This window comes from Sphingomonas faeni (genome assembly GCF_040407495.1).
Classification (GTDB): Bacteria; Pseudomonadota; Alphaproteobacteria; order Sphingomonadales; family Sphingomonadaceae; genus Sphingomonas; species Sphingomonas faeni_D.
Map to the genome: position 1 here is coordinate 455,391 of NZ_JAPZPP010000001.1, position 26,387 is coordinate 481,777.

The window sequence follows — 26,387 nt, forward strand, 5'->3', positions numbered from 1 at the left end:
GGGCTCCGTGACGTTTCGACGTCGCAATGATGAAACGAAGATGACGGTCGCGTAACGACGCTGTCACATCCCTTTCACTACGCTGTCTTGGAGAGCGGGTAGCAGGCGGCCGACACCCGATGCGAAAGCCCGAACCGATGACGATGAACCGCCGCGATGCTTTGAAGAACGCCCTGAAACTCGCCGGCTCCGGCGCGACGCTCGCGCTGCCCGCCGTCGCATCGCAGGCGGCGGGGGCGGCAAAGGCACGCTTCGATCACGGTGTCGCGAGCGGCGATCCGTCGGTCGACGGCGCGATCCTCTGGACGCGCGCGACCCCGGTCGAGGCAACCAACGCCGGCGATATCGCGCTGACATGGCACGTGGCCGAAACCGAGAACGGCAAGCCGCTCCGCTCGGGCAGCGTCAAGGCGCGTGCGGCGCGCGACTTCACCGCCAAGGTCGAGGCGACCGGGCTCCAGCCGGGCCGCGAGTATCGATACTGGTTCGACGCCGCGGACGGCACCCGCTCGCCGGTCGGTCGGTTCCGCACGCTGCCGAAAGGCAAGGTCGCCGACGTCGTGATGGCGGTCGTCTCATGCCAGCTCTACGCCGGCGGCCTGTTCAACGCCTATGACGCGATCGCCAAGCTCGACCGCGTCGATACGGTGCTCCACCTCGGCGACTATATCTACGAATACGGCGTCGACGGGTATGGCGCGGACATCGCCAGGAAGATCGGCCGGTTCGTCGAGCCACGCCACGAGATCGTCAGCCTCGCCGACTACCGCATGCGCCACGCGCAGGTGAAGCGCGACATCGACATGCAGGCCGCGCACGCCCGCACCGCGTTCATCTGCGTGTGGGACGATCACGAGGTCGCCAACGACGACTGGATGCACGGCGCCGAGAACCACGATCCCAAGACCGAGGGTGACTGGGACGCGCGGAAAGCCGCGGCGATGCAGGCCTATTTCGAGTGGATGCCGATCCGCGACCCCAGGCCCGGCCAGCCCTGGGCGGCGATCAACCGCAGCTTCGATTTCGGCGATCTCGCGACGCTGGTGATGGTCGAGACGCGACTGCTCGCGCGTAGCCATCAGGTGGTGTCGAAAGGCGAGGAGATCACGCAGGCCGAATACGCGCCGATGCTGGCCGAGCGCGCGCGGACCGATCGCGAACTGCTCGGGCCCGCGCAGTTGGCGTGGGTCGAGAAGACGATGGCGACCTCGGTCGCGGCGGGCAAGACATGGCAGGTGCTGGGCAACCAGGTGGTGATGGCCAAGGTCGCAGGCCCCGACATGGAGCGCCAGCTCGGTCCGGTGAAGTTCGCCGAGACGATGGCGAAGCTCCCGGCGATGTGGCGCGAGCGGCTGACCGCCAGCATCGCGTCGTACCGCGCTGGCCTACCGTTCGGGTTCGACAGCTGGGATGGCTATCCGGCGGCGCGCGAACGGCTGTATGCGGCGTTCCAGCGCGCGAAGTCACGCCCGATCGTGCTGTCGGGCGACAGTCACGCGGCATGGGCCAACGACCTGCACGACACGTCGGGCAAGCTGGTTGCCGCCGAGTTCGGCTGCACCGCGATCACCAGCCCGTCCTACGGCTCGCTGCTGCCCGATATCGGCACGTTGATCGCCAATGCCAACAAAGGCGAGGTGCGGTTCTGCGATCAGGTCGGCAAGGGCTTCACGCTGCTGACGCTGACGCCGGAGCACGCAACCGCGGACTCTATCACCGTCTCGACGGTGATGGCGAAGCCGTACACGCAGGCCACTGCCGCGCGGTTCCGCACGCATGCCGATCGTCCGGACCAGCCGCTCGAAAAAATCGGCTGAGCCTCAGGTTTGGTTCGAGGCGTCGGTCGACTCCACCGAACGCCGCTCGCCCGCCTCGGGTTGGCGGGCGGCGTTCGATCGACGCCGACGCCAATAGCGGATCGTGGTCATGACCAGGGCGACCAGCGCGATGATCGCGACGATGCCGAGCAGTTTGTGCTTCGGCATCACCGCATCGATCGCCTCGATCAGGCTATGCCCGAACAGATAGCCGATGCCGGTGAACAGCACGCCCCACAGCGCCGCCGAGATCGCGTTGAGCACGACGAAGGTCCGCGCGGGGACGTGCGACGTGCCGATCGCGATCGGGCTGATCGTGCGCAGTCCGTACAGAAAACGGAAGCTGAGGATGAAGACCGTCGGATGCCGGTCCAGCGTGTCGAGCGCCTTGGCGAAGGCAGGTTTCGCGGCGATCCTGCGGACCCGTGCGGTATCGCGGTAGCGCCGTCCCACGAAGAAGAAGAGCTGATCGGCGGCGAACGATCCGACCACGGCTGCCAGCGCGGTGCCGCTCAAGGATAGCAGGCCTTCATGCGCGAGCAGGCCCCCGGTGACGACCGAGGTCTCTCCCTCCAGACCTGCGCCGACGAAGATTGCGGCGAGGCCGTATTGCGCGATAAGCGTTTCGATCGACATCCGCCGCCCTTGCCGCAGCACGTCAAACTTCGCCAGCCTCGTATGCGAGCGTCCGTCGTTCTTCGACGCCCGTCAGCCTGTCAGCGGTGAAGATCGGTCAAGAACGCCGCGAGCTGGTTCCACGCCGGTTGTTTGGCCGCCAACCCGATCGTGTGAAGCGGGCTGCTCGACGGCAATGCGACGATCGCCGGACCATCGCTGTCCTCGCCCACGGCATCCCGCCCAAGTAGCCTGAGCCCCTGTTTCAGCGCAGTCCCGCCGTTGAAAGCGATCGCGCGCAACCGAGGCAGTCGTGCGGCCAGCGCGGCAATGTCGTTCCCGGCAATATCGACGATCGCGGCATCGCTGCTGCCGACGCGACGCGCTGAACCTACCACGTCCCACAATGCGACGCCACTCGACCGCAGTGCTGCGAGCCGAACGTCATAGTCGAGCGCGACCAAGTCATGGCCGACGACCGGCGACATCAGCTGCCAGAACTGGTTCTGCGGATGCGCATAATATCGCTGCGCCGCGAGTGATCGGTCGCCCGGCAGGCTCCCCAAGACCAGTATACGCGCATCGTCATCGACGACCGGCGGGAACGAATGCTTGATCGACATGGAATCCTCGATCGTGACGACGTCGCGCTGTGTCATGATTGACAGCGCCTCTGCAAGGTCGATGGCCTGCGGAGTGGTGCGAGGCTATGCGATCGAAGACTTCTCCCTTAAGACGCAGAGAACAGGTCGTATCCCGAGGGGGGTGCGCTCGGGGGGATGAGAAGGATGGCCGCGTTGGCAAAAGACGGACAATTGCCGGCGCTCGCTCGGACTGGAATTGCGGGTCTCGATGATATCCTAAACGGCGGATTGACGCCCGATCGGATGTATCTCGTCGAGGGCACCCCCGGCACAGGCAAGACTACGCTCGGACTCGGCTTCCTGCTGACCGGTGCGTCGGCGGGGGAACCAGGGCTCTATATCACGCTCGCGGAGACCGAAGTCGAACTTCGCGCGGTGGCGACGACGCATGGCTGGTCGCTGGACTCGCTCACGCTTTTCGAGATGGTGCCGGTCGATGGTTTTGGCGAGGATCACGAACAGACGTTGCTGCACCCGAGCGAAGTCGAACTCGGCGAAACCATTCGCGATGTGATGGCCAAGGTCGATGAGCTTCGTCCCAAGCGGGTCGTGATCGACAGCCTGTCCGAACTTCGCCTGCTCGCGCAGAGTCCGATCCGCTATCGTCGGCAGATCCTGGCGCTCAAGCACTTCTTCTCGACACGTGCCTGCACCGTTCTGTTCCTCGATGACAAAAGTGGTTCGGGCAGCGATCTGCAGTTGCACAGCATCGCGCACGGCGTCGTCTCGCTCGAACAGACGCTGTCGGGGTTCGGCGCGCAGCGTCGGCGTCTCCATGTCGTGAAGATGCGCGGCGTGCGGTATCGTGGTGGCTATCATGACTTCGAGATCGAACGCGGCGGGCTCCGCGTCTATCCGCGACTCATCGCATCCGAGCACGTGATGAAATATTCCGACGAGCCCGTTTCGACCGGCTCGGCCGAACTCGACACCTTGCTCGGTGGTGGCCTGATCCCCGGTACCGCCACGTTGCTGACGGGGCCAGCGGGCGTCGGCAAGACGACAGCATCGGTCCAATCGATGATCGCAGCGCTCAAGCGTGGCGAGCGGGCGGCGTATTTCCTGTTCGACGAGCGGTTGCCGACACTCCTGAAGCGGAGCGCGTCACTCGGCATGGACCTGCTGCCGTTCGTCGAGAACGGTCAACTCGAGTTGCGCGCGATCGATCCGGCCGAAATGTCACCGGGCGAGTTCTCCGGCGCGGTGCGTGCGGCGGTCGAACAGCACGGCGCGAAGATCGTCGTGATCGACAGCCTCAACGCCTACCTCCAGGCGATGCCCAACGAGCAGTTCCTGATCCTCCAAATGCACGAGATGCTGACGTATCTCGGCCAGAAGGGGATCGTCAGCCTGCTGATCCTCGGCCTGCACGGGATCACTGGCGACGTTCGTTCCGATGTCGACCTCAGCTATCTGTCCGATACCATCGTCCAGCTCCGCTATTTCGAGGCATATGGCGAGGTGCGGCAGGCGATTTCGGTCATCAAGACACGAACCGCACGGCACGAACGCACGATCCGGGAGTTCCAGATCGGTAGCAACGGATTGCTGGTCGGCGAGCCCCTTCGCGAATTCCAGGGCGTGCTGACCGGCGTTCCGACATTCTCCGGCGAAGGAAAGACGTTGATGGCCAGTCGCTTCGATATGCGGGACTCGCGCGACTGACATGGACGATCGTGTCCTGATTCTGGCGCCGCGCGGGCGTGATGCGGCGATTGCTGCGGATCTGCTGACCCGGAACGCCATCGTCGCGTTCGTGTGTCGCGATCAGGCCGGTCTGCTTCTGGAGTTGTCCAAGGGCGCCGCCGCAGTGATGCTGACCGAGGAAGCGTTGACCACCGCAGAGGTTACGCCGCTGGCGGAATGGGTCGCGGCTCAACCCAATTGGGCGGATATCCAGTTCGTGGTGCTCGCCAACGGGACCCGGACGCCGCGCACTGCGCTCGCGACCCAGCGGCTCGCCGATCTGGGGAACGTCCTGCTGTTGGAGAGGCCCCTGCATGCCGAGGCGATGCTGGGAGCGATCCGTTCGGCGATCACGGCACGACGTCGGCAATATGAGTTGCGCGATGTCGCGGTGACGCTCGAACGCGCCGTGCTCGACCGGACCAGCGAGTTGCGGACTGCGCGAGAGAGCTTGGAGATCGCGCTCGAGGCCGCCGGCATGGGCAGCTGGGACATCGATCTGACGACTGGGGAGTCACGTCGCACGCTGCGGCACGATACGATCTACGGATATCCCGAGGGCAGGCCCGACTGGAATCTGGAAACCTTCCTGAGCCACGTCGATATCAAGCAGCGCGGCACGGTCGCGCGGGCGATGACCGAGGCTACGCGGACCGGCGTGATCGACGTCGAATACCGTATCGATGCGGCCGATGGTGCCTCGCGGTGGCTCGTCGCCAAAGGGCGCGTTCAGTATGACGAGGCCGGCAAGGCGGCACGGATGACCGGCGTGGTGTCCGACGTCACCGATCGCAAGGAGGCCGACGCGCAACTCGCGCAGGCACAGAAGATGGACGCGATCGGCCAGCTGACCGGCGGCGTCGCGCATGATTTCAACAATCTCCTTACCCCGATCGTCGGCAGCCTCGATCTCCTGCGACGGCGGCACAAAGATGACGAACGTACGCAGCGGATGATCGGCGGCGCGTTGCAGGCAGCGGAACGGGCTGCGACGCTGACGCAGCGGTTGCTGGCGTTCGCGCGGCGGCAGGCCTTGCAACCGCGGGCCGTGGATATCGGTGCGCTGATCGACGGGCTGGTCGACCTGATGCGTCGGTCTCTTGGTCCTTCCATCGCCGTGACGACCGAGATTCCCCGGCATTTGTCGTCGGCGCGGGTCGATCCGAACCAGCTCGAACTCGCGCTGCTGAACCTGGCGATCAACGCGCGCGACGCCATGCCCGGTGGCGGCAAGCTGACGTTGACGGTCAGCGAAATCATCGTCGACGAGCGCAACACGGTCGGCTTGGTGGCAGATCGCTATGTCCGGATCGTTGCGATCGATACCGGCGTGGGCATGGACCGCGCGACGCTCGCGCGCGCGACCGAGCCGTTCTTTTCCACCAAGGGTGTCGGCAAGGGCACGGGGCTGGGGCTGTCGATGGTCCACGGCCTCGCCGCGCAATCGGGCGGTACGCTTCGCCTGACGAGCGAACCGGGATCGGGAACCACGGTCGAGTTGTGGCTGCCTGCGACGGATGAAGCGGCGATGGATACCGTCGAGAACACCGCTGAGCCCGTCATCGCGCGGCGCGCGGCCAAGGTATTGCTGGTCGACGACGAGGATCTGGTGCGCACGGCCACCGCCGACATGCTGCGCGACATCGGCTATGTCGTGGTCGAAGTGTCATCCGCCAGCCAGGCGCTGTCGGCGATCCGGTCTGGTGTCGATGCGGATGTGCTGGTCAGCGATTATCTGATGCCTGGCATGACCGGCGGCCAACTGATCACCGAATTGTGGGCGGCAGGCAACCGTATTCCGGCGCTTCTCGTGACTGGCTATGTCGCGGCGGGCGAGGACGTGCCCGAGGGAGTCATCCGCCTGACCAAGCCGTTCCGACAGACCGACCTGGCGGCCCGTGTCGACGAGCTGCTGCGGCAGTCGCCAGCGACGGGCCGCCCCAGGTTGCGCGTGGTGGAATGACGCCCGACCGGGCGAACCTCGCCAGGTCGGGCGTCATTCCGAAGGTCAGAAGCCTTTCTTCAGCGAAACGAAGAACTGGCGTGGCGCGCCGGCCAGCAACGTCTGGTTGTCGCCACTCGCGGTGAAGCCGTTCGAGCCGATCGTCGCGATATACTTCTTGTCGGTCAGGTTGGTGACGCTACCCTCGATCGCGACGCCGTGCAGCGCACCGTCACCTTCGAACCGGTAGCCGATGCTCGCATCGACCAGCACGCGGCTCGGCACCGACTGGTCGTTGAGATAGGTGAAGTAACGCTTGCTCATGTAATCCGCGCCGACCCGGCCGGTAAAGCCCGACTGTTCGAGCACGAGCTCGCCCTTGACCATGTGCTTGGGCGTGTCGACGACGGTGTCACCCTTGCGGACCTGGACCGAACCGGACGCGTCGGTGACCGTGTCCTGATATTCCGCGTTGGTGTACGAATAGCTCGCGAACAGCGAGAGCGGCCGGAAGATGCGGTAATTAGCCGAGACTTCGGCGCCATACGTACGCACGCTGCCCGCGTTGTTGAGCGTCGGGGCGTTGCCGAGGATGCCGACGCCGTTGGCAAAGGCGAGCAGGCGGTTCGAGAAGTCGACATAATAGCCGACCGCCGACGCCTGGAACGGTCCGCTATGCAAGCGGACGCCGCCTTCTGCGGTCTTCGAGCGCTCGGGCTTCAGGCGCCCGCGCACCGCGTTGAAGCCGGCCTGCGTCGCCGCGAACGGCCCGGTCGTCGCCGACGACACGAACGCGCGCATGTTCTCGGTATAATCCGCGAACACTTCCGCCGCCGGGGTCAGCTTGAACAGGATGCCGGCCTGCGGCTGGAACCAGTCCTTGGCCGAGATGCGACCGACCGAAAGCGGCGAGGTCGTGTCGGGCAGCATCGTCGCGCTGTTGACGACATAGGCGCCCTTCCACCCGGCGTTGACGATCAGCCGGTCGCCCGCCAGCTTCAACGTATCCTCGACGTGATACTGCATCGTATCGGTGCCGTATTTGCCGTCCCACTGCGTCGCGTACGCATTCTTCTGGAACTTCAGCACGTCGCGGTTGGGCGTCGCGCTGTCGGTCATGCCATAGAAGCGTCGCGCCTGCGTGAAGGTGTTGGTCTCCAGCCAGCCACCGACCTCGACAGTGTTCGCCCCCGTCTCATAGGCGATGTTGCTGAGCGCACCGCCGCGCTTGATGCTGTATTCGGTCGTGCGGAAGCCGAGCGGGCTTGGCGCGGTGATCGCGCTGCCGTCCTGGTTCAGCGCGCCGGCCAGGGTCGGGGAATAGGGCGTGATCCACGACCCTTGCCCCTTGTTATTGTGGTAATAGCCAGTCGTAGTCATCGTCAGTTCGGGCGTCAGGTTCGCGTCGAGCGTGACCCCGCCAAGATAATCCTGCCGCACGCCGCCGGCATCGAAATAGGCATCGTCGACCGTACCGAACCCGGTCGGGAAGATCGTGCCGACGCCGGCCCACGGCGCGACGAAGCCGACCGACGAGCCGTTGTTCGCCTTGGTGTACGTCGCGAGCGCCACCTGGTTCTGGTAGGTCTTGCCGATCTGCAGCGCGAGCGGATAGTTGTCGGCGATGTTGTCGTTGCGCAGGCCGCGACGGCGAATGATGTCGTAGCTGAGATCCTGATAATCCTGCTCGCGACGATCGGAGAAGTTCACGAACGCGGACAGGCTACCGAACGCGCCCAGGTCCTTGACGATCTTGCCGTTCGCCTGATGCTGGCGCTGGACGCCGTCGCCCTTCCACTTGTCGGTGGTGAGGTAGCCATAGCTGAGATAGCCCTTCAGCCCGCCGCCGAGATCGCCGCTGTCGATCCGCGCATAGCCTCGGTACGTGCTGTCCGAGCCATAGGTGCCTCCGCCAGTGACGTTGGCGGTGTCGCGGGGCTTGTCGCTGAAGAACTGGATCGTGCCGCCGAGATTGCTGGTCGAGGCGGTGCCGAGCGCGCCGGCGCCCTGCGCGACCTCCGTGCGGGCAACGTTCTCGGAGATGATCGCGCGGCTGATGTGCAGGCCGTTGACGTTGCCGTAGCTCATGTCGCCGAGCGGCACACCGTCGAGCGTGAAGCCGAGCTGGTTCTGGTTGAACCCGCGCAGCGAGATGCGGACCGCCCATTCATACGCGCCGAACGGATCGGATGCCTGGAAGTTGACGCCGGGGAGTTTCTCGATCGCCTTCAACGGGCTCGAACCGGGGGTGAGACGCGCGAGGTCGACGGCGCTGACGCTCTGGACCTGGCGGCTCTGGCCGAAACCGAGCACGACGATGTCGGACGAAGTCTCGGGTGCCGGATCGGCTTGAACCTTTGCCGGCGCGGCTACCGGGGTTTCCGGCGCGGACTCGGGTGCGGCTTGGGCGAAGGCGGCAGGCGTGGCGAGCGCCGCGAGTGCGACACCGGCGAAGAGCGACGATATGGTCTGCATGATGTCCCCTGAAGCGCGACGGCGCTCAGCGGCCCATTGCCGATCCGCGTGACGCGTCGGCGACAGATCGAAGACGATTTCGAGACGACGGCGAAATTGTTACGGTAGCGGCCCAAACGCCCTCTACTTCGGAAAGAGGGAAGGGGCCCGCGGCTACCCCGCGGAGGGAATGGGTGAGCGCACGCGTGAGCACTCACCCATTCCATCACCCCCGCATCATCCGCGCGATCGTCTTCGCGGCTGCTGCGCCATAAGGCGGCTTCAGCCCAGCGAGCTTCGCGACGTCGAGCTTGGACTGTTTGAAGACCGCGCGCGCATGACTGAACGTCCGGAAGCCATCGATCCCGTGATACGCGCCCATCCCCGACGGGCCGCTCCCGCCGAACGGGAGGTCCTCCATCGAGACATGGAAGATCACGTCGTCGAGCGTCACCCCGCCCGATATCGTCCGGTCCATCACGCGGCGACGCTCGGACTCGTCGTTGCCGAAATAATAGAGCCCGAGCGGCCGGTCGCGGCGGTTCACCTGCGCGATCGCGTCGTCGATGCCGTCGTAGCGGCGGATCGGCAGCACCGGGCCGAAGATCTCCCCTTGCATCACGATCATGTCGTCGGTCGCGTCGCGGACGATGTGCAGCGGCATCTTTCGTGAATTGGCGGCGCCGAAATCCTCGTTGGCGGGGTTCACGACCTCGACCGTCGCTCCCTTCGCGCGGGCGTCGGCGATCCAATCGGTAAGTCGCTGGTGATGGCGATCGTTGACCACCGACGTGTAGTCGGCGTTGGCGAGCAGCGTGGGATACATCGCGCTGGCGGCGGCCTTGATGCCGTCGACGACCTTGGCTTCGTCGGCCGAGGGAACGAGCATATAGTCTGGGGCGAGGCAGATCTGCCCGGCGTTCATCATCTTGCCAAGCGTGACGCGTTCGGTGGCCTTCGCGATATCCGCCGAGGCACCGAGGATGACGGGCGACTTGCCGCCGAGTTCGAGCGTGACCGGCGTCAGATTGTTGGCGGCGGCGTGGAGGATGTGCCGGCCGATCGCGGTCGCGCCGGTGAAGATGAGGTGGTCGAACGGGAGTGCGGAGAACGCCTTGCCGACCTCCGCATCGCCCGAGACGATCGCGAGTTCGTCCTGCGCGAAATACTTCGGCGCGATCTCCTCGAACAGCGCGGCGGTGGCGGGGGTGTATTCGCTCGTCTTCGCCATCGCCCGATTGCCTGCCGCGAACACGCCCGCGAGCGGCCCGACCAGCAGGTTCACGGGGAAATTCCACGGCGCGATGATGCCGATCACGCCCTTCGGCTGATATTCGACCCACGCCTTCGCACCGAGCAGCCCTAGCGGAAACTGCACCGGGCGGCGGTCACGCTTCATCCAGCGATCGAGATGCTTGGCGGCATGCGCGATCGGCGCGAGCGAGGCGCCGATATCGGTGATCATCGTCTGCTCGCGGCTGCGATGCCCGAAATCCTCCGACACCGCATCGCAAAACCGTGCCGCATTATCCCGCACCATCGCCGTCGCGCGCTTCAGCCGGTCGAGGCGGACGGCTTTGGTGACGGGAAGCTCCGCCATGAACGCTTCGCGCTGAGCCGTGAGGATGGTCTGCATATCGGTCATTAAAGGGCCTCGAAATGGGGGACGTAATACGCAAACCGAAAGCGCTTCTTGCGACACGCTGGACAACCAAGGAGCCTGAACCACAACAGGCTGTGAGTTGCCGTTTCACTTTATCCTATCATGGTTGCCGTGCTGTCATACGTGAGTCGTTCCGCACCTCGACAAGTCGTGCACTGCCGCCGGGCATCAAAGGTGACGCGATCCGCAGTGTAAAGCGACCTTTGCTGGCCGGATCGGGCTTGATGCCGACGACGCCGCCGCCAATCGAAAACAATCGCTCATCGGGCTGGCTGCCCCGTCCGATGTCGCCAAAGATATAGCCCCATTGGTTGACCATCTGATCCCCGACCCAGATCTGACCCTTGATACGCGCAATCTTGCCAAGATTCTGGACGTAATAGCGGACACGCACTGGTGCGCCGAGTTCGAACGGCGCGGGAGCGATCTCGCCGCCTCCATATTGATCCCGGTCGAGGAGATAATTGGCGGTGGTCATCAGGCTGTCATTGCCGCCAAAGCTCAGTCCCTCATTGAAAAGGCACACTGTTCCAACCTTTGCGGTTCCAGGCTTGTGCGTCACGGCGCACCAGACAAGTTCTGGCGGACCTGCCTCGGTTGCCCAAGACTTGCCACCGAACTGAGGTTGGTCGGTCATCTGTGCGAGGTTGTCGCGGTCACGTACCCGCATGGGTACGCCGTAAGCGGGGCTGCCTGCCGTGGCTACGATATCGCTTCCGCGCTGGATCGGCGTGATGACGCGGCCACTATAGCCATAGGCGATCTCGCCTTCGAGGAACGGTTCGTCGCGTCCGACATCGGTCTTGATCGTCGGTGGCTGCTCAAAGGCGAAGGGCCTGCGACCCGGGTCGATGACGGTCGGTTTCGGACCGGGCGTAAGTATGGTCTTCGCAAGCACCGGCGTCGCAGCCATCGACGCGATCACCAGGAGGCCCAGTACCCCGAATCTCATCTTGCTATCCCACCTTACCCGTTCGCCCCTGCCGGTGTTTCCGGTGTCGACGAACATTGCGCGCTTGGTGGCGCCCTTCCTCATGCCCCCACCGGCAGATCCCGGAACGCCTGGTCCTTGTCGACGCGGATTTCGCCGGGGAGGCCGAGGACGCGTTCGGCGATGATGTTCTTGAGGATCTCATCGGTACCCCCAGCGATGCGCAGGCCCGGCGCCCACATCGTCGCGGCGTGGAACGCGCCTTTGAGCGGGGTGAGCGCGGGGTCGGATATGATGCCGTATTGATCGCCCGCCTCGACCGCGGTGTTGCCGATCGCCTGCAACTGGTTGGCGGCGACGATCTTGCCGATCGAGCTTTCGGGGCCGGGGACCTGCCCCTTCGACAGCGCGGTAATCGTCCGCATCCGGGTGTTGCGCAGGCCTTCGGATTGTACCCACCAGTCGGCAAGCGTCTGGCGGAACGCGGCGTCCTTCAGCAGCGGGCCGTCCGCGCCGTTGGCCTGGGCTGCGAAGGCGAGGATGTCCTCCGGACCGACCCCGCCGCTCGTGCCGATCGCGAGGCGTTCGTTCATCAGCGTGAACAGCGCGACTTTCCAGCCGCCGTCTACGGGTCCGAGGCGTTGCGCGTCGGATATCCGGACGTTCTCGAACCAGACTTCGTTGAAGCTTGACCCGCCGGACATCTGGTGGATCGGGCGAATCTTGATCCCCGGCGCGTTGAGGTCGAGCCAGAACATCGTCAGGCCCTGGTGCTTGGGCACGCCGGGGTTGGTGCGGACCAGGACGATGCCATAGTCGCTGTAATGCGCGCCCGAGGTCCAGACCTTCTGGCCGTTGATGACCCAGTCGTCGCCGTCTCTCACCGCGCGCGTGCGGATCGCGGCGACGTCCGAGCCGCCGGCGGGTTCGGAGAACAGCTGCGACCAGATCTCGTCGCCGCGCACCGCGGGGCCGACGAAGCGGTGCTTGGTCGCGTCGTCGGCATAGGCCATCACGGTCGGCACGCACATGCCGAGCCCGATCGTGAAATAGCTGCCGTCGACCGCGTGTTTCCCCTCTTCCTGGCCGAAGATGACGCTTTCGATCGGCGTGCCACCGCCACCACCCCATTCCTGCGGCCAGGTGATGCACGCGTAGCCGCCCCCTGCTTTCCGCGCCTGCCACGCCTTTGCCTTGGCCATGTCATCGTCGTAATGGCCCGTATCGTGTTCGGCGATGTTCGCGTCGAGCCAGGCGCGCGCGCCGGCGCGGTAGGTGGCTTCGGCGTCGCTGTCCTTGAAGTCCATGTGCTGCTCCGATCAGGCGGCGTTGCGCATTTCGAGTTGGCCGACGAGGCGTTCGCGCCACGCGGCGGGGCTGCCGGCGACGAGCGCGAGCTGGCGCGAGCGGCGGTAATAGAGGTGGCAATCGGACTCCCAGGTGAAGCCCATCCCGCCATGCGTCTGGATGTTCTCCTTCGACGCGAACCAGTAGGCGTCGGAGGCGGCGACGCGCGCGGTAGCGGCGGCGAGCGGGAGTTCGGCGGCGCCTACGTTGAGCGCCCACGCGCCGTAATAGGCGTTCGAGCGCGCGAGTTCGTTCTTTACGTACATGTCGGCGAGCTTGTGCTTGATCGACTGGTAGCCGCCGATCTGCCGTCCGAAGGCGTAGCGATCGAGCGCGTAGCCCTTCGCCATCTCGAGACAGCGATCCGCGCCGCCAAGCTGCTCGAACGCGAGCAGGACGGCGGCACGGTCGAACACCGCCTGCATCGCCGCGATTCCGTCGTCGCTGCCAAGTTTCTCGCAAGACACGCCATTGAAGGTGAGCCGCGCCGCACTACGCGTCGGGTCCAGCGTTTCAAGGACTTCTGCGGTGATGGTCGCGCCCTTCTCGACGAGGTAGAGGCCGTCGCGGGCTAGGACGACGATCAGGTCGGCGACGTTGCCATCGGTGACCGGGATCTTTTCGCCCGTGAGTTTGCCACCGGAGACGGTGGTGCGGACCGATCGTGCAGTGACCGGGCCGGCGCCTTCCGAGGTGGCGAAAGCACCGATGACGTCGCCCGCCGCGATCCTCGGCAGCCATCGGACCTTCTGCGTGTCGCTGCCGTACAGCATCAGCGCTTCCGCAACGAAATAGACGGTCGAGGCGAACGGGATCGGCGCGCAGGCCCGGCCAAGTTCCTCAGCGATCGCGCAAAGTTCGATGTGGCCGAGGCCTAGTCCGCCAAATTCCTCGGGGATCGCCGCGCCGAGCCAGCCTTGTGCGCCGACTGCTTTCCACAGGTCCGCATCATACGCTTTGGCGGGATCGTCGAGCACTGCGCGGACACGGTCGATGCCGCAATGCGCCGCCAGGAACTTGCGCGCTTCGTCCTTCAGGAATTTCTGATCGTCGGAATAATCGAAGTTCATGCGGACTCCTTGGCTTGCGCCCAATATTCGTCGCGGAGCAGCCGCTTGTAGAGCTTCCCCGTCTCGTGCCGCGGCAATGTCTCGCGGAAGTCGATCCGGCGCGGCGCTTTCACATGGCTGAGGTTCGCGCGGGCGAAGGCGCTAAGTTCGGCTGCTAGTTGCGCGCGGTCTTCGGACGGGTTGGCGGGGCAGACGATCGCCACCACCTGTTCCCCCATCTCATCGTCGGGCGCGCCGATCACCGCGACGTCGGCGACCTTCGGGTGCGTGACGAGGAGATTCTCGATCTCGGCCGGATAGATGTTCACGCCGCCCGAGATGATCATGAAGCTCTTGCGGTCCGTGAGGTAGAGATAGCCCTCCTCGTCGAGCCAGCCGACATCGCCGAGCGTGGTCCAGCCGTGCGCGTTGGCGGCCTCCGCGGTCTTGGCGGGATCGTTGTGGTATTCGAACGCCCCGCCGCCCGCGAAATACACGTCACCTTCCGCGCGCGGCGGCAATACGTTGCCTTCGTCGTCGCAGATCATCGTCTGCGCGGTCAGGTTGCGGCCAACCGAGCCCCTGTGCGTCAGCCACTCCGCGCTGGAGATCGCGCAGAACCCGTTGCCTTCGGTACCCGCGTAATATTCGCCGACGATCGGGCCCCACCAGTCGATCATCGCCTGCTTGACCGGCAGCGGGCAGGGGGCGGCGGCGTGCCAGACTGCCTTCAGCGACGACACGTCGTAACGGGCGCGGACTTCGGGCGGGAGTTTCAGCAGGCGGATGAAGTGCGTCGGCACCCATTGCGCGTGCGTGACGTGGAACCTCTCGATCGCGGCGAGCGCGGCCTCGGGGTCGAAATGCTCCATCACGACGACGGTGCCGCCGACCTGGTGCACCGCCATCGACCAACGCAAGGGCGCGGCGTGATAGAGCGGCGCGGGCGAGAGATAGACCATCTCGGGCGTGAACCCGTACAGCCCCTTGCCGAGCATCACGAGCGGCGAGACGTTGGTCCCGAACGCCTCGTCCGATAGCGCGTGCTTGACGCCCTTAGGCTTGCCGGTGGTGCCCGACGAATAGAGCAGGATCCCGCCGGGCGACGGGTCGGCGATCGGCGTGGCGGGCTTCGCGTCGCGCGCGGCTTCGTAGGCCGCATACCCGTCGATCGCGCCGTCGATGACGTAACGGCGCACGTCATCGACCATCGACACTAGCGCGGCGGCCACTTCTGCGCATCCTTTGCTCACGATCAGCACCCGGCAGTCGCCATCGCGGATGATGTACGCCGCCTCACTCGCGGTCAGTTTCGACGACAAGCAGGTGCAATAGACGCCGGTGCGTTCGGCCGCCCACATCACCTCCAGATAGCGCGGAGAATTGTCCATCAGCACCGCGATACCGTCGCCACGGTTCAGCCCGAGCGAGCGGAGCAGATGCGCACCTTGGTTCGCCCGTTCGTCGAGATCGCGATACGTCACCGTCTCGCCCGTTGCCGCCATGATATAGGCGGGTTTGTCGGGCGCCGTCAGCGCGTGCGCGACGGGGTGCATCAGACGCGCTCGATGATGATCGCCGGGGCCATCCCGCCGCCCGCGCACATCGTCACGAGCCCGCGTTTCAAGTCGCGGCGTTCGAGTTCGTCCAATATCGTGCCGACCAGGATCGCCCCGGTCGCGCCGATCGGATGGCCGAGCGCGATCGAGCCACCGTTGACGTTCACCTTGTCGCGGTCGAGCTTCAGGTCGCGGATGAACTTCTCGGCGACCACGGCGAACGCCTCGTTGATCTCCCACAGATCGATATCGTCGACCGTCAGCCCGGCCTTTGCGAGCACTTTCCGCGCGGCGGGGACGGGGGCGTTGAGCATCAGCGTCGGGTCGTCGCCCATGTTCGCCATCGCGACGATCCGCGCGCGCGGTTTCAGCCCATGCTTGGCGGCGTAATCGGCGCTCGCGAGCAGCACCGCGGCGGCGCCATCGACCACGCCCGACGAATTGCCGGCGTGATGGACATGCGCGATCTCCAGGCCGGGATAGCGGCGGTTGATCTGCTTGCGATACGTCGTGCCCTTCTCGTCGAGCGGAATGTCGGCGATCCCGGCAAACGAAGGGCGCAACGCCGCGAGGCCCTCGGCGGTCGTATCGGGCCGCGGATATTCGTCCTTTTCGAGCACCAGCGCACCAGTATCGTCGGTGACAGGCACGAGGCTGCGATCGAACCGCCCTTCGGCGATCGCTACCGCGGCACGGCGCTGGCTTTCCAGCCCAAGCGCTTCGAGCGTTTCGCGGTCGATCCCTTCGATACTGGCGATCGCGTCGGCGCAGATGCCCTGGTTCGATTGCGGATGCGCCGCATCTAGCCTGGCGTTGCCCGAGCCGATCCCGAGCGGCCGCTTCCCCGCCGCCATGTCGTCCTGCATCATCGTCGTGGTCAGCGACATCATCTCGGTACCGCCGGCGATGACGAGGTCTTCCATCCCGCTCATGATCTGCGCCGCGGCGAAGTTTACCGCGGTGATCCCGCCGCCGCAGAACCGGTCGAGCGTCGTCCCGCTCGCCTTGACGTCATACCCCGCATCGAGCGCCGCCATCCGCCCGAGATCGCCGCTCTGCTCGCCGCGCTGCGTCGAGGTCGACCAGATGATGTCGTCGACATCGGCGGTATCCAGCTTGTTTCGCTCGGCAATCGCCTTCAGGACGGTCGCGGCGAGATGTTGGGGGTGCATGTGCGCAAGCGCGCCCTTGCCGGTCTTGCCGATCCCGCGTGGGGTACGGACGGCGTCGATGATCAGTGCCTCGGCCACATCGCTCTCCTGTTGCACCCGCCGGTTCGATCCGATCGTGGTGCCTGATGCCGGATTGCGTCCGGCTTCGGTACGACGTAACATTCGTTATGGGGAATGGCTTGTCAAGCAGGGTATTGGTGGAAGAGGCGACGGTACCGCGCGGCGATCTGGCCCCGCGTGATTGGCTGGAGATCGGGCTGCAGTTGTTGAAGGATGGCGGCCTGCGCGCGCTCAAGCTTCGCGGCCTGGCGCAGACTCTCGGCGCATCGACGGGAAGTTTCTACCATCATTTCAAGGACTTCGACGGGTATCACGCGGCGCTTGCCGGGTATTTCGTCGAAGCGCATATCGATCCGCTGATCACCACGCTCTCTGCGTCGGGACTTCCGCCAGTCGAGCGGATCCGTGCGTTCGCGGATCATGTTCGCGATCACGACATGGCACAGCTGGCCTTGGCGATGCGGGCTTGGGCGAAAAGCGACGCGCGGGTAGCGGCGGCGATCCGCGATCATGACGACAAGGTGATGGCCTTCCTCGTTGAGCAGCTCGGGGCGCATGGGTTCGAGCCTGCCGAGGCGGGGATCCGCAGCTATGCGCTGTTGGCGATCGGCCTCAGTCAGGTCCATGCTGCCGAAGGGATTGAGCGCAGCGTCGTTCGTGAGGGATTGCTGACCTTGCTGTGCGAGCGCTAGCGTGACGGACTGACGCGACTCCGTAAAAAGCGGAGCGCGAACAAGAGGATGCGGGCATGCAGACGTATGACTACGTGATTATCGGCGCGGGCTCGGCCGGCTGTGTGCTCGCCGCGCGACTGACCGAGGACCCCGACGTGAGCGTGCTGCTGCTCGAAGCGGGCGGGCGCAACGACGGCGTGCTGGTGCGGATGCCCGCAGGGGTCGGCGAACTCATCAAGAGCAAGAATGCGAGCAACTGGGGCTTCTCGACCGAGCCCGAGCCGCATCTCGACGACCGGCGTCTGTGGTGGCCGCGCGGCAAGGGGCTGGGCGGCAGCTCGTCGATTAATGGCATGGTCTATACGCGGGGACATCCACAGGATTATGACGAGTGGCGACAGATGGGCTTGCCCGGTTGGTCGTTCGACGACGTGCTGCCGTATTTCAAACGGCTTGAGGGGCATCATCGCGGCGAGTGCGCCCTGCACGGTGGTGGCGGTCCGCTGACGATCTCGGGCGGTGAGTCCGACAGCCCGTTTTATGAGGCGCTGATCGAAGCAGGGCGGCAGGCAGGCTATCCGGTGACCGAAGACTTCAACGGCGCGAGCCAGGAGGGGTTCGGCCGCTACGACCTGACGGTGGCGGACGGGAAACGCTGGAGCACCGCGGCGGCGTATCTTCGCCCGGTATTGTCGCGGCGTAACCTGACCTGCGTGACCGGCGCGCGGACGACGCGGATCCGGATCGACAAGGGGCACGCGGTCGGTGTCGACTACGTCCTCGACAAGGGGGCGCGGGCTGAAAGCGTGACGGCGACGCGCGAGGTCTTGCTGTGCGCGGGGGCGGTGCAGTCGCCGCATATTCTACAGCTTTCGGGGATCGGCGATCCGGATCGGCTGACCGCGGCGGGTATGGGCGTGGTGCATGCGCTGCCGGGTGTCGGGGAGAACCTTCAGGATCATCTCGACGTCGTGATGAACTGGAAATCGCGCGGGCTGCGAACCGGGTACGCGATGACCAAAGGCGTCGGGATGATCGGCGTCGGGCTCAATTACCTGTTGCGCGGCAAGGGCGCGGGGCGGCAGCAGTTCCTCGAAGCGGGTGCGTTCGTGTCGTCGCGCGAGGGTCTGTCGCGGCCCGACGTACAGATCCACGCGGTGCTCGCGATCATGCGGGATCACGGCAAGGTAAAGGCGACCGAGGACGGCTTCACGCTGCATCTCTGCCAATTGCGCCCCGAAAGCCGGGGGCGGATCGGGCTGCGCTCGGCCGATCCGTTCGCCGATCCGGTGATAGCTGCGAACTATCTGGCGACCGCAGAAGATCGTCGAGTGATGCGCGCGTGCGTCGGGATCGGGCGCGACGTGGCACGCCAAGCTGCGCTCGATCCGTACCGCGCTGGGGAACTGTCGCCGGGCGAGGATGTGCGGACCGACGACGAGATCGACGCCTGGGTAAGGCGGACGGCTGAGACGATCTACCACCCGGTGGGGACGTGCAAGATGGGGACCGCGGACGATAAGCTGGCGGTGGTCGATGCAACCTTGGCTGTCCGCGGTTTGCAGGGGCTCCGGGTGGTGGACGCCTCTGTGATGCCGACGCTGATCGGGTCCAACACCAACGCGCCGACGATCATGATCGCGGAAAAGGCGGCGGATATGATCAAGGGGCGGCAACTGGCGCGGGCAGCATAAGGGCCGCTACCAAGCACCACCTCGGCGACGAGGCACCACCTTGGCGACGAGGCACCATCCCGGCGGAGGCCGGGGCCCAGTTGGAAAGGTCGTAGTAACTGAGCGCAGTTCCTCGTTAGCAACGTTCCCCAACTGGGCCCCGGCTTCCGCCGGGGGGATGTTTTTTATGAGCCAACGTTCATCCCGTTACCGCGGTGCCATCCGGATCGCGCCATCCAGTCGCACATCCTCCCCATTGAAATACCCACATTCGATCATCGTCAGCGCCAGCGCCGCAAACTCCTCCGGCCGGCCGAGCCTCTTCGGAAACGGCACAGAAGCCGCCAGCGCATCACGCACCTGCTGCGGGGCGGCGGCCAGCAACGGCGTGTCGAAGATCCCCGGCAGGATCGTATTCACCCGGATCCCTTCGCTCATCAGGTCGCGCGCGATCGGCAAAGTCATCCCAACCACGCCTGCCTTCGACGCGGAATACGCGGCTTGCCCCATCTGGCCGTCCTCCGCAGCCGCACTCGCGGTATTAACGATCGCCCCACGCTCGCCGTCCTCGCCAGGCTCCAACGTCAGCATCCCCGCCGCCGACTTCGCGAGACAACGGAACGTGCCGACGAGGTTGATCTGGATGATCCGGTCGAACGCATCGAGCGGGAAATGCTTGATTGAGCCATCCTGCTTCGATCGCCCCGCCGTCTTCGCCGCATTCCCCGTGCCCGCGCAATTGACCAGGATTCGCTCCTGGCCGTGCGCGGCGCGCGCCGCTGCGAACCCCGCATCGACGCTGTCGTCGGACGTGACATCGACCTTGCAGAACACGCCGCCGATCTCGTCCGCGAGCGCTTCGCCCTTGTCCGCCTGGAGGTCGAAGATCGCCACCTTCACACCCTTGGCGGCCAGCGCGCGCGCGGTTGCCGCGCCCAATCCCGACGCGCCGCCGGTCACCACGGCGGCACTGTTTGCGAGGTCCATGCATCTCTCCTATCAAAGCCCCGGGATCCGCGCCCCGGTTGCAGAACAATAGTTATGCCGGTATCCGGGACTTGCCAAGCCGGCATGTCGCTGAGGATCCGTCGATGAGCCACGCCATGTTGCAGAACGCCAGTCCGCACTGGCTCCCGCGCCAGCCTAAAGGCGCGCTCGATCATATTCCGGGCAGCAACGGCCTGCCGTTCGTCGGCAACACCTTCAAATTGCTCGCCGATCCGATCGCGTTTTCGGAGGGCATGGCGGCGCGCTACGGCCCGATCTATCGCAACCGCGCGCTTGGCGGGACCGGCGTCAACCTGCTCGGTCCAGACGCGAACGAGCTAGTGCTATTCGACCGCGACAAGATCTTCTCGTCCGAACAGGGCTGGGGCCCGCTCCTCAACCTGCTGTTCCCGCGCGGCTTGATGCTGATGGATTTCGACAAGCACCGCGCCGACCGGAAGGCGCTGTCGATTGCCTTCAAGCCCGAGCCGATGCGGCATTATGCGACCGAGCTCGATGCGGGAATCGAGGCGGCAATCGGTGGCTGGGCCGGGCAGACCTTGCGCTTCTACGATGTGGTGAAAAAGCTCACGCTCGATCTCGCCGCGACCAGCTTTCTCGGCGTGCCGCTCGGCGCGGAGGCGGACCGGATCAACCAGGCGTTCGTCGACGAGGTCCAGGCGAGCGTCTCGCCGATCCGCAAACCCTGGCCCGGCACGCAGATGCGCAAGGGTGTGCGTGCCCGCGCGTATCTGGTCGACTTCTTCGAGCGCGAAATCCCCGCACGACGCACCGGAAACGGCCAGGATTTCTTCTCGCAATTCTGCCGCGCGACCGACGACGACGGCGCGCCGCTGACCGCGCTGGCGATCGCCGACCACATGAACTTCCTGATGATGGCCGCGCACGACACGATCACCTCGTCCGCGACGAGTCTCGTCATGCTGCTCGCGCGCAACCCGGACTGGCAGGAGCGGCTGCGCGAGGAGGTCGCCGCGCTGGATACGGCGCTGCCGCTGACCGAGCAGCTCGATCGTCTCGTACTCACCGAATATGCGTTCAAGGAATCGCTGCGGATGATGCCGCCCGTCCCGTCGATCCCGCGGCGCGCGCTCAAGGATTTCAGCTTCGGCGGGTATGACATTCCCGCCGGGACGAGCGTCGGCACGGGCATCACCTATACGCACCGCATGGCCGAGCATTGGCCTGATCCCGACAAGTTCGACCCGCTCCGCTTCACGCCCGAGGCATCGAAGGGTCGCCACCGGTTCGCCTGGGTGCCGTTCGGCGGCGGCGCCCACATGTGCATCGGGCTGCACTTCGCGACGATGCAGATGCGGCTGCTGATCGCGCATCTGCTCACGCGCTACCGGATCGAGGCGGCGGCGGGCAGCGGTGACGCGTGGCAGGTGTTTCCGATCCCGCGCCCGAAGGATGGTTTGCCGGTCACGTTCGTACCGCTTGCCTCCACGTAATAATGTGTCATCGTAACGCGGTTCAATCGAAGGAGCCGTTCGTTGCGCTTGACCCTTGCCCTCCTCCTGCTCGCGGCAACGCCGGCCTATGCCCAGCAACAACCGGCCGCACCGGTAGCGGACGGACCGACGCGCAGCTTCACCGGGAGCGACTTGTTCGGCCTGACGATCGCGGCCGATCCGCAGATCAGCCCGGACGGCAAGACGATCGTCTATGTCCGCCGCACCGGCGACGTGATGACCGACAAGATGCAATCGTCGCTCTGGCTGATCGACGTCGCGAGCGGTCGCCAGACGCCGTTCGCCACCGACGGCGGCAGCCCGCGCTGGTCGCCCGACGGGGCAAGAATCGCCTATGCCGCGCGCGACGGCGAGGGATCGCAGCTGTTCGTCCGCTGGATCGGCGGTGCGCAAAGCGCGCGCGTGACAAGCTTCCCCGGCGATCCACAGGCGCTCGCCTGGTCGCCGGACGGGACCAAGCTCGCCTACATCGCGACGGTGGCGGGCGAGGGAACCAAGCTCGGCACGCAGCCGCCCAAGCCGGAGGGCGCGAAATGGGCTGAGCCGTTGACCATCATCGACCGGGTCAATTACCGCAACGACGGGCCGGGCTATGTGAAGCCGGGCTACGACCATATGTTCGTGGTCGGCGCGGACGGCGGCGCCGCGCGACAACTGACCTACGGCAAGTTCGACGATGGCGGCCCGCTTTCGTGGACGCCAGACGGCCGCAGCATCGTCTTCGCCGCGATCCGCGGACCAGCCGCCGATCGCCAGGTGATGAACTCCGACGTGATCGCGGTCGATGCGGCGAGCGGCACGATGCGGACGCTGACCACGCGTGACGGTCCCGATGCGCAGCCACGCGTCTCCCCGGACGGCTCAAAGATCGCGTGGCTCGGCTTCGACGACAAGCGCCGCAGCTACGAGAACACGCAGCTCTATGTCGGCGACCGCGACGCCGCCTCGCCGCGCTCGCTCACCGCCACGCTCGACCGCGCGATCGAGGACGCGGTGTGGTCCGCCGATGGCCGCAGCCTGTATGCGAGCTATGACGACCACGGCCAGCGCCGCGTTGCACGTGTCAGTGTTGATGGCCGCGTCACGCCGCTGATCGACAACGTTGCGGGCGGCGGGCTAGACCGGCCCTATACCGGCGGCGAGTTCTCGGTCTCGAAGGGCGGCACGATCGCCTATACCGGCGGCGACGCGAGCGCCCCCGCCGACGTCTGGGTGCTGGCGGGCGGGAAGCCGCGCCGCCTGACGACGCTCAACGCGGTGCTGACCGGATCGAAGGCGCTCGCACCGGTCCGCAAGATCGCAGTGACCGCGCCCGACGGTCGCCCGATCGACGCATGGCTCGCGACCCCGCCGGGCCGTGCCGCAGGCCAGCGCGTGCCGCTGATCCTCGAAATCCACGGCGGGCCGAACGCCGCGTACGGCCCCGGTTTCGCCACCGACATGCAGCTCTACGCCGCTGCCGGTTACGCGGTGCTCTGGACCAACCCGCGCGGGTCGACCTCTTACGGGGCCGAGTTCGCAAACCTGATCGACAAGACCTATCCCGCCGCCGATTATGACGACCTGATCGCCTCGGTCGACGCGGCGATCAAGGAAGGGACCGCCGATCCGGACAATCTGTTCGTGACCGGCGGCTCGGGCGGCGGGCTGCTGACCGCGTGGATCGTCGGCAAGACCGACCGGTTCAAGGCCGCGGCGACGCAGAAGCCGGTGATCAACTGGATCAGCGAGGCGCTGACGATGGACAACACGCTGTTCACCTCGCGCTATTGGTTCACCAAGCTGCCGTGGGAGGATCCGATGAGCTATTGGAACCGCTCGCCGCTGAGCCTGGTCGGCAACGTCAAGACGCCGACCCTGGTCGTGGTCGGGGGCGACGATTACCGGACGCCGGTCAGCGAGTCCGAGCAATATTACGCGGCGCTCCAGATCCGCGGCGTACCGACCGCGCTGGTGAAGGTGCCGGGCGCAAGCCACGGTGGCCTCGCCGCTCGCCCGTCGCAATCGGCCGCAAAAGCGTCGGCGATCATCGCCTGGTTCGATCGCTATCGGAAGCCGGCAGTCGCGACCGGAGCAGCACAGTGACGGCGCGGTACATGATGCTGGCCGGCGTAGCGCTGGTCTCGACCGCGGCGGTTGCGCAGGTCCAGCCGCCGCGCGTCGCGAAGAAGCCGTTCCAGGTGACGTCGCCCAACGGCGCGCGCGAGGACGATTATTACTGGCTGCGCGACGACACGCGGAAGAACCCCGAGATGCTCACCTATCTCGCCGCGGAGAACGCCTATGCCGATGCGCAACTCGCGTCGCTGAAACCGCTCCAGGCCAAGCTCTACGAAGAGACCGTCTCACATATCAAGCAGGACGACAGCTCGGTCCCGTACGCGAAGAACGGCTATTATTACGGATCGCGGTTCCAGACCGGGGCGGATTATCCGATCCTCGAACGCCGCAAGGGCAGCCGCACCGCGCCTGCCGAAACGCTGTTCGACCAGCCGGCGATGGCGAAGGGCCACAGCTTCTTCGCGCTGAGCGACTGGGCAGTAAGCCCCGACAACCGCCGCGTCGCCTGGGCCGAAGACACCGTCGGCCGTCGCCAGTATGTCCTCAAGGTGAAGGACCTCGCGACCGGCGCAACGATCGCCGACACGCTCTCGAACATAGAGCCGAACGTCGTCTGGGCGGATGACAACAAGACGTTGCTCTACGTCGAGAAGGACCCGGTCACGCTGCGCGGCTACCGAGTGAAGGCGCACGTCCTCGGCACGCCGGTCGCCAGCGATCGGCTGTTGTACGAGGAAAAGGACGACACCTATTCGATGGGCGTCTCGCGCACCGCCGACGACAAGTTCGTCTGCATCGGCGTGAGCAGCACGGTCAGCGACGAGCAACGCTGCGCGCCGGCCGCGGCACCGACCAGTTTTACGATTGTCGCACCACGCGCGCGCGAGTTCCGCTACAGCGCGGATCACATCGGCAACCGCTGGATCATCCGCACCAACAAGGCCGCGAAGAACTACAAGCTCGTCACCGTCGTCGACACCGATCTGGCGAAAGGAACGACGGCATGGCGCGACCTGACGCCGGCCAGCGACACCGTCTTCATCGAAGGCTTCAGACCGTTCGACGGCTTCGTCGCGATCGACCAACGCGAGGGCGGCAACCGCATCATCCGCGTCCTGAACGATGCGGGCAAGTCGACCGCGGTGACCGCCGACGAGCCCGCCTATCGCATGTCGCTCGACGTCAACGAAGAGACCGCGACGCCGTGGGTGCGCTACACTTACGGCTCGCTCGTGACGCCGACCACGACCTACGAGGTCAACGCGAAAACCGGCGAGCGTCGCGTGCTGAAGGTCGCACCAATGCCGGGCTACGATCCCGCGAAATACGTCACCGAACGCGTCTGGGCACCCGCGCGTGACGGCACGCGCATCCCCGTGTCGCTGGTCTACGCCAAGGGCACCAAGCGCGACGGCACCGCGCCGCTCTTCCAATACGCCTATGGTAGCTACGGAATCTCGAGCGATCCGGGCGTCGACCCCGGTCGCATCGGCCTGCTCGATCGCGGCGTGATCTACGCGATCGCGCATATCCGCGGCGGGCAGGAGATGGGCCGCGGCTGGTATGACGACGGGCATCTGCTCAACAAGAAGAACAGTTTCACCGACTTCATCGACGTCACCCGCTATCTCGTCGCGCAAAAATACGCGGCCAAAGACCGTGTCGCAGCGATGGGCGGCAGCGCGGGCGGGCTGCTGATGGGCAGCGTCGCGAACATGGCGCCCGCGGACTACAAGCTGATCATCGCGCAGGTGCCGTTCGTCGACGTGGTGACGACGATGCTCGACGCGTCGATCCCGCTGACGACGTTCGAGTATGACGAGTGGGGCAACCCCGCGCAGAAAGCGTCGTACGACTATATGCTGAGCTATTCGCCGTACGACAACGTCAAGGCGAAGGCGTATCCCGCGCTGTATGTCGGCACCGGGCTATGGGACAGCCAGGTGCAATATTACGAGCCGACCAAGTGGGTAGCGAAACTCCGCGAACTCAAGACCGACAAGAACCCGCTGCTGTTCCGCGTCAATATGGAGGCCGGGCATGGCGGCAAGTCGGGCCGCTTCGAGCGCTATCGCCAGAATTCGGAATGGCAGGCGTTCATGCTGCAACAGCTTGGCCTCGCGAAATAGCGCGACCGTTGGCACGCGACCCAAAGCAGGGTACCGATCATGCGGGACGCGGCTTGCAGCCGTTTCCCGTGATCGCGTCGGTGCCCGGAAGGGCTTGATTGGGAATGCGGTGCGGACGGTTCGCCGTCCCATGCCGCGGCTGTCCCTGCAACTGTAAGCGGTGAGCGAGACGCACGAGCCCTTTTCGCGAGGGCAGCCACTGGGTCGACGACCTGGGAAGGCGTGGCGAGGAGCTTTGACCCGCGAGCCAGGAGACCTGCCGGCGTCTGGTCGCTCTTGTCCCGGTCCAGGGGGTGGCCGAGGCACGGTGAACGCCGCCTGCGTGACACTGGCTGAGCGACGACCATGTGGCGGGGGCCGCATCGGCGTCGTGCGTCGGTCGCTCATGGCGTCCGGTCGTCGCATGGCCCGGCCGTTCGCGGCAGGCC

18 protein-coding genes and 1 riboswitch are annotated in these 26,387 nt (G+C 65.7%); of the genes, 8 read left to right on the top strand and 10 right to left on the bottom strand.

Annotation, left to right across the window (positions count from 1 at the left end; all coding sequences use genetic code 11):
* The first annotated feature begins 119 nt into the window (after positions 1 to 119).
* The gene (locus O6W96_RS02215) at positions 120 to 1,817 is read left to right on the top strand and encodes an alkaline phosphatase D family protein (RefSeq protein WP_353468037.1); all 1,698 of its coding nucleotides are present in this window, start codon (positions 120 to 122) and stop codon (positions 1,815 to 1,817) included.
* A gap of 3 nt (positions 1,818 to 1,820) precedes the next feature.
* On the opposite strand, the gene O6W96_RS02220 is transcribed toward O6W96_RS02215, so the two are convergent.
* Together O6W96_RS02220 and O6W96_RS02225 are read right to left on the bottom strand one after the other, a co-directional pair.
* Entirely contained in the window at positions 1,821 to 2,453 is a 633-nt protein-coding gene (locus tag O6W96_RS02220) for a DedA family protein (protein ID WP_353468038.1), read from the bottom strand.
* Between the two features lie 80 nt (positions 2,454 to 2,533).
* Complete coding sequence (locus tag O6W96_RS02225) at positions 2,534 to 3,091, bottom strand: DNA-deoxyinosine glycosylase (RefSeq protein WP_353468039.1); 558 nt, start codon at positions 3,089 to 3,091, stop codon at positions 2,534 to 2,536.
* 129 nt (positions 3,092 to 3,220) lie between these two features.
* Between O6W96_RS02225 and O6W96_RS02230 the strand changes: the two genes are divergently transcribed.
* Together O6W96_RS02230 and O6W96_RS02235 are read left to right on the top strand one after the other, a co-directional pair.
* Positions 3,221 to 4,741 (top strand): ATPase domain-containing protein, encoded by a 1,521-nt coding sequence (locus O6W96_RS02230; RefSeq protein WP_353468040.1) that lies wholly within the window; start codon positions 3,221 to 3,223, stop codon positions 4,739 to 4,741.
* Position 4,742: 1 nt separating this feature from the next.
* Complete coding sequence (locus O6W96_RS02235) at positions 4,743 to 6,725, top strand: PAS domain-containing hybrid sensor histidine kinase/response regulator (protein WP_353468041.1); 1,983 nt, start codon at positions 4,743 to 4,745, stop codon at positions 6,723 to 6,725.
* Between the two features lie 45 nt (positions 6,726 to 6,770).
* On the opposite strand, the gene O6W96_RS02240 is transcribed toward O6W96_RS02235, so the two are convergent.
* The 7 genes from O6W96_RS02240 to O6W96_RS02270 form a co-directional block, all read right to left on the bottom strand.
* Entirely contained in the window at positions 6,771 to 9,179 is a 2,409-nt protein-coding gene (locus tag O6W96_RS02240; RefSeq protein WP_353468042.1) for a TonB-dependent receptor, read from the bottom strand.
* Between the two features lie 205 nt (positions 9,180 to 9,384).
* Positions 9,385 to 10,794, bottom strand: a complete 1,410-nt coding sequence (locus O6W96_RS02245) for a coniferyl aldehyde dehydrogenase (RefSeq protein WP_435372181.1) — start codon at positions 10,792 to 10,794, stop codon at positions 9,385 to 9,387.
* A gap of 127 nt (positions 10,795 to 10,921) precedes the next feature.
* On the bottom strand, positions 10,922 to 11,830 hold the full coding sequence (locus O6W96_RS02250) for a hypothetical protein (protein WP_353468044.1): 909 nt from the start codon (positions 11,828 to 11,830) through the stop codon (positions 10,922 to 10,924).
* Between the two features lie 23 nt (positions 11,831 to 11,853).
* On the bottom strand, positions 11,854 to 13,059 hold the full coding sequence (locus O6W96_RS02255) for an acyl-CoA dehydrogenase family protein (RefSeq protein ID WP_353468045.1): 1,206 nt from the start codon (positions 13,057 to 13,059) through the stop codon (positions 11,854 to 11,856).
* 12 nt (positions 13,060 to 13,071) lie between these two features.
* Positions 13,072 to 14,169 carry an acyl-CoA dehydrogenase family protein gene (locus tag O6W96_RS02260; RefSeq protein ID WP_353468046.1) on the bottom strand — a complete coding sequence of 366 codons (1,098 nt, stop codon included), beginning with the start codon at positions 14,167 to 14,169 and terminating at the stop codon, positions 13,072 to 13,074.
* Positions 14,166 to 15,704: an acyl-CoA synthetase gene (locus O6W96_RS02265; RefSeq protein ID WP_353468047.1), complete on the bottom strand. Its 1,539-nt coding sequence runs from the start codon at positions 15,702 to 15,704 to the stop codon at positions 14,166 to 14,168. Before O6W96_RS02265 ends, O6W96_RS02260 begins: the two co-directional genes overlap by 4 nt.
* Positions 15,704 to 16,957: an acetyl-CoA C-acetyltransferase gene (locus tag O6W96_RS02270; RefSeq protein WP_353468048.1), complete on the bottom strand. Its 1,254-nt coding sequence runs from the start codon at positions 16,955 to 16,957 to the stop codon at positions 15,704 to 15,706. The genes O6W96_RS02265 and O6W96_RS02270 overlap by 1 nt, the downstream gene beginning before the upstream one ends.
* A gap of 119 nt (positions 16,958 to 17,076) precedes the next feature.
* Here O6W96_RS02270 and O6W96_RS02275 point away from each other — a divergent pair, with 119 nt between their 5' ends.
* Positions 17,077 to 17,631, top strand: coding sequence for a TetR/AcrR family transcriptional regulator (locus O6W96_RS02275; RefSeq protein ID WP_353468049.1), 555 nt, complete (start codon positions 17,077 to 17,079; stop codon positions 17,629 to 17,631).
* Between the two features lie 56 nt (positions 17,632 to 17,687).
* Positions 17,688 to 19,307, top strand: a complete 1,620-nt coding sequence (locus O6W96_RS02280) for a choline dehydrogenase (protein WP_353468050.1) — start codon at positions 17,688 to 17,690, stop codon at positions 19,305 to 19,307.
* A 186-nt stretch (positions 19,308 to 19,493) separates the two neighbouring features.
* Here the strand turns inward: O6W96_RS02280 and O6W96_RS02285 are convergent, their stop codons facing one another.
* Complete coding sequence (locus O6W96_RS02285; RefSeq protein ID WP_353468051.1) at positions 19,494 to 20,273, bottom strand: SDR family NAD(P)-dependent oxidoreductase; 780 nt, start codon at positions 20,271 to 20,273, stop codon at positions 19,494 to 19,496.
* A 104-nt stretch (positions 20,274 to 20,377) separates the two neighbouring features.
* Here O6W96_RS02285 and O6W96_RS02290 point away from each other — a divergent pair, with 104 nt between their 5' ends.
* Genes O6W96_RS02290 through O6W96_RS02300 form a run of 3 tightly spaced genes read left to right on the top strand, consistent with a single transcriptional unit; the run spans position 20,378 to position 25,959 of the window.
* Complete coding sequence (locus O6W96_RS02290; protein WP_353468052.1) at positions 20,378 to 21,748, top strand: cytochrome P450; 1,371 nt, start codon at positions 20,378 to 20,380, stop codon at positions 21,746 to 21,748.
* A gap of 42 nt (positions 21,749 to 21,790) precedes the next feature.
* A complete protein-coding gene (locus O6W96_RS02295) occupies positions 21,791 to 23,854 on the top strand; it encodes a S9 family peptidase (RefSeq protein ID WP_353468053.1) in 2,064 nt (687 codons plus the stop codon).
* Positions 23,851 to 25,959 carry a S9 family peptidase gene (locus O6W96_RS02300; protein WP_353468054.1) on the top strand — a complete coding sequence of 703 codons (2,109 nt, stop codon included), beginning with the start codon at positions 23,851 to 23,853 and terminating at the stop codon, positions 25,957 to 25,959. The genes O6W96_RS02295 and O6W96_RS02300 overlap by 4 nt, the downstream gene beginning before the upstream one ends.
* 61 nt (positions 25,960 to 26,020) lie before the next feature.
* A riboswitch (cobalamin riboswitch) is annotated at positions 26,021 to 26,237 on the top strand.
* Positions 26,238 to 26,387: the final 150 nt, after the last annotated feature.

Excerpts from the sequence above, each read along its gene's own strand:
- O6W96_RS02245 (WP_435372181.1), bottom strand. The coding sequence starts at position 10,794 with ATGCAGACCATCCTCACGGCTCAGCGCGAAGCGTTCATGGCGGAGCTT.
- O6W96_RS02260 (WP_353468046.1), bottom strand. The coding sequence starts at position 14,169 with ATGAACTTCGATTATTCCGACGATCAGAAATTCCTGAAGGACGAAGCG.
- O6W96_RS02265 (WP_353468047.1), bottom strand. The coding sequence starts at position 15,704 with ATGCACCCCGTCGCGCACGCGCTGACGGCGCCCGACAAACCCGCCTAT.
- O6W96_RS02215 (WP_353468037.1), top strand. The coding sequence starts at position 120 with ATGCGAAAGCCCGAACCGATGACGATGAACCGCCGCGATGCTTTGAAG.
- O6W96_RS02280 (WP_353468050.1), top strand. The coding sequence starts at position 17,688 with ATGCAGACGTATGACTACGTGATTATCGGCGCGGGCTCGGCCGGCTGT.
- O6W96_RS02240 (WP_353468042.1), bottom strand. The coding sequence starts at position 9,179 with ATGCAGACCATATCGTCGCTCTTCGCCGGTGTCGCACTCGCGGCGCTC.
- O6W96_RS02255 (WP_353468045.1), bottom strand. The coding sequence starts at position 13,059 with ATGGACTTCAAGGACAGCGACGCCGAAGCCACCTACCGCGCCGGCGCG.
- O6W96_RS02235 (WP_353468041.1), top strand. The coding sequence starts at position 4,743 with ATGGACGATCGTGTCCTGATTCTGGCGCCGCGCGGGCGTGATGCGGCG.
- O6W96_RS02285 (WP_353468051.1), bottom strand. The coding sequence starts at position 20,273 with ATGGACCTCGCAAACAGTGCCGCCGTGGTGACCGGCGGCGCGTCGGGA.
- O6W96_RS02290 (WP_353468052.1), top strand. The coding sequence starts at position 20,378 with ATGAGCCACGCCATGTTGCAGAACGCCAGTCCGCACTGGCTCCCGCGC.
- O6W96_RS02230 (WP_353468040.1), top strand. The coding sequence starts at position 3,221 with ATGGCCGCGTTGGCAAAAGACGGACAATTGCCGGCGCTCGCTCGGACT.
- O6W96_RS02225 (WP_353468039.1), bottom strand. The coding sequence starts at position 3,091 with ATGACACAGCGCGACGTCGTCACGATCGAGGATTCCATGTCGATCAAG.
- O6W96_RS02250 (WP_353468044.1), bottom strand. The coding sequence starts at position 11,830 with ATGTTCGTCGACACCGGAAACACCGGCAGGGGCGAACGGGTAAGGTGG.
- O6W96_RS02220 (WP_353468038.1), bottom strand. The coding sequence starts at position 2,453 with ATGTCGATCGAAACGCTTATCGCGCAATACGGCCTCGCCGCAATCTTC.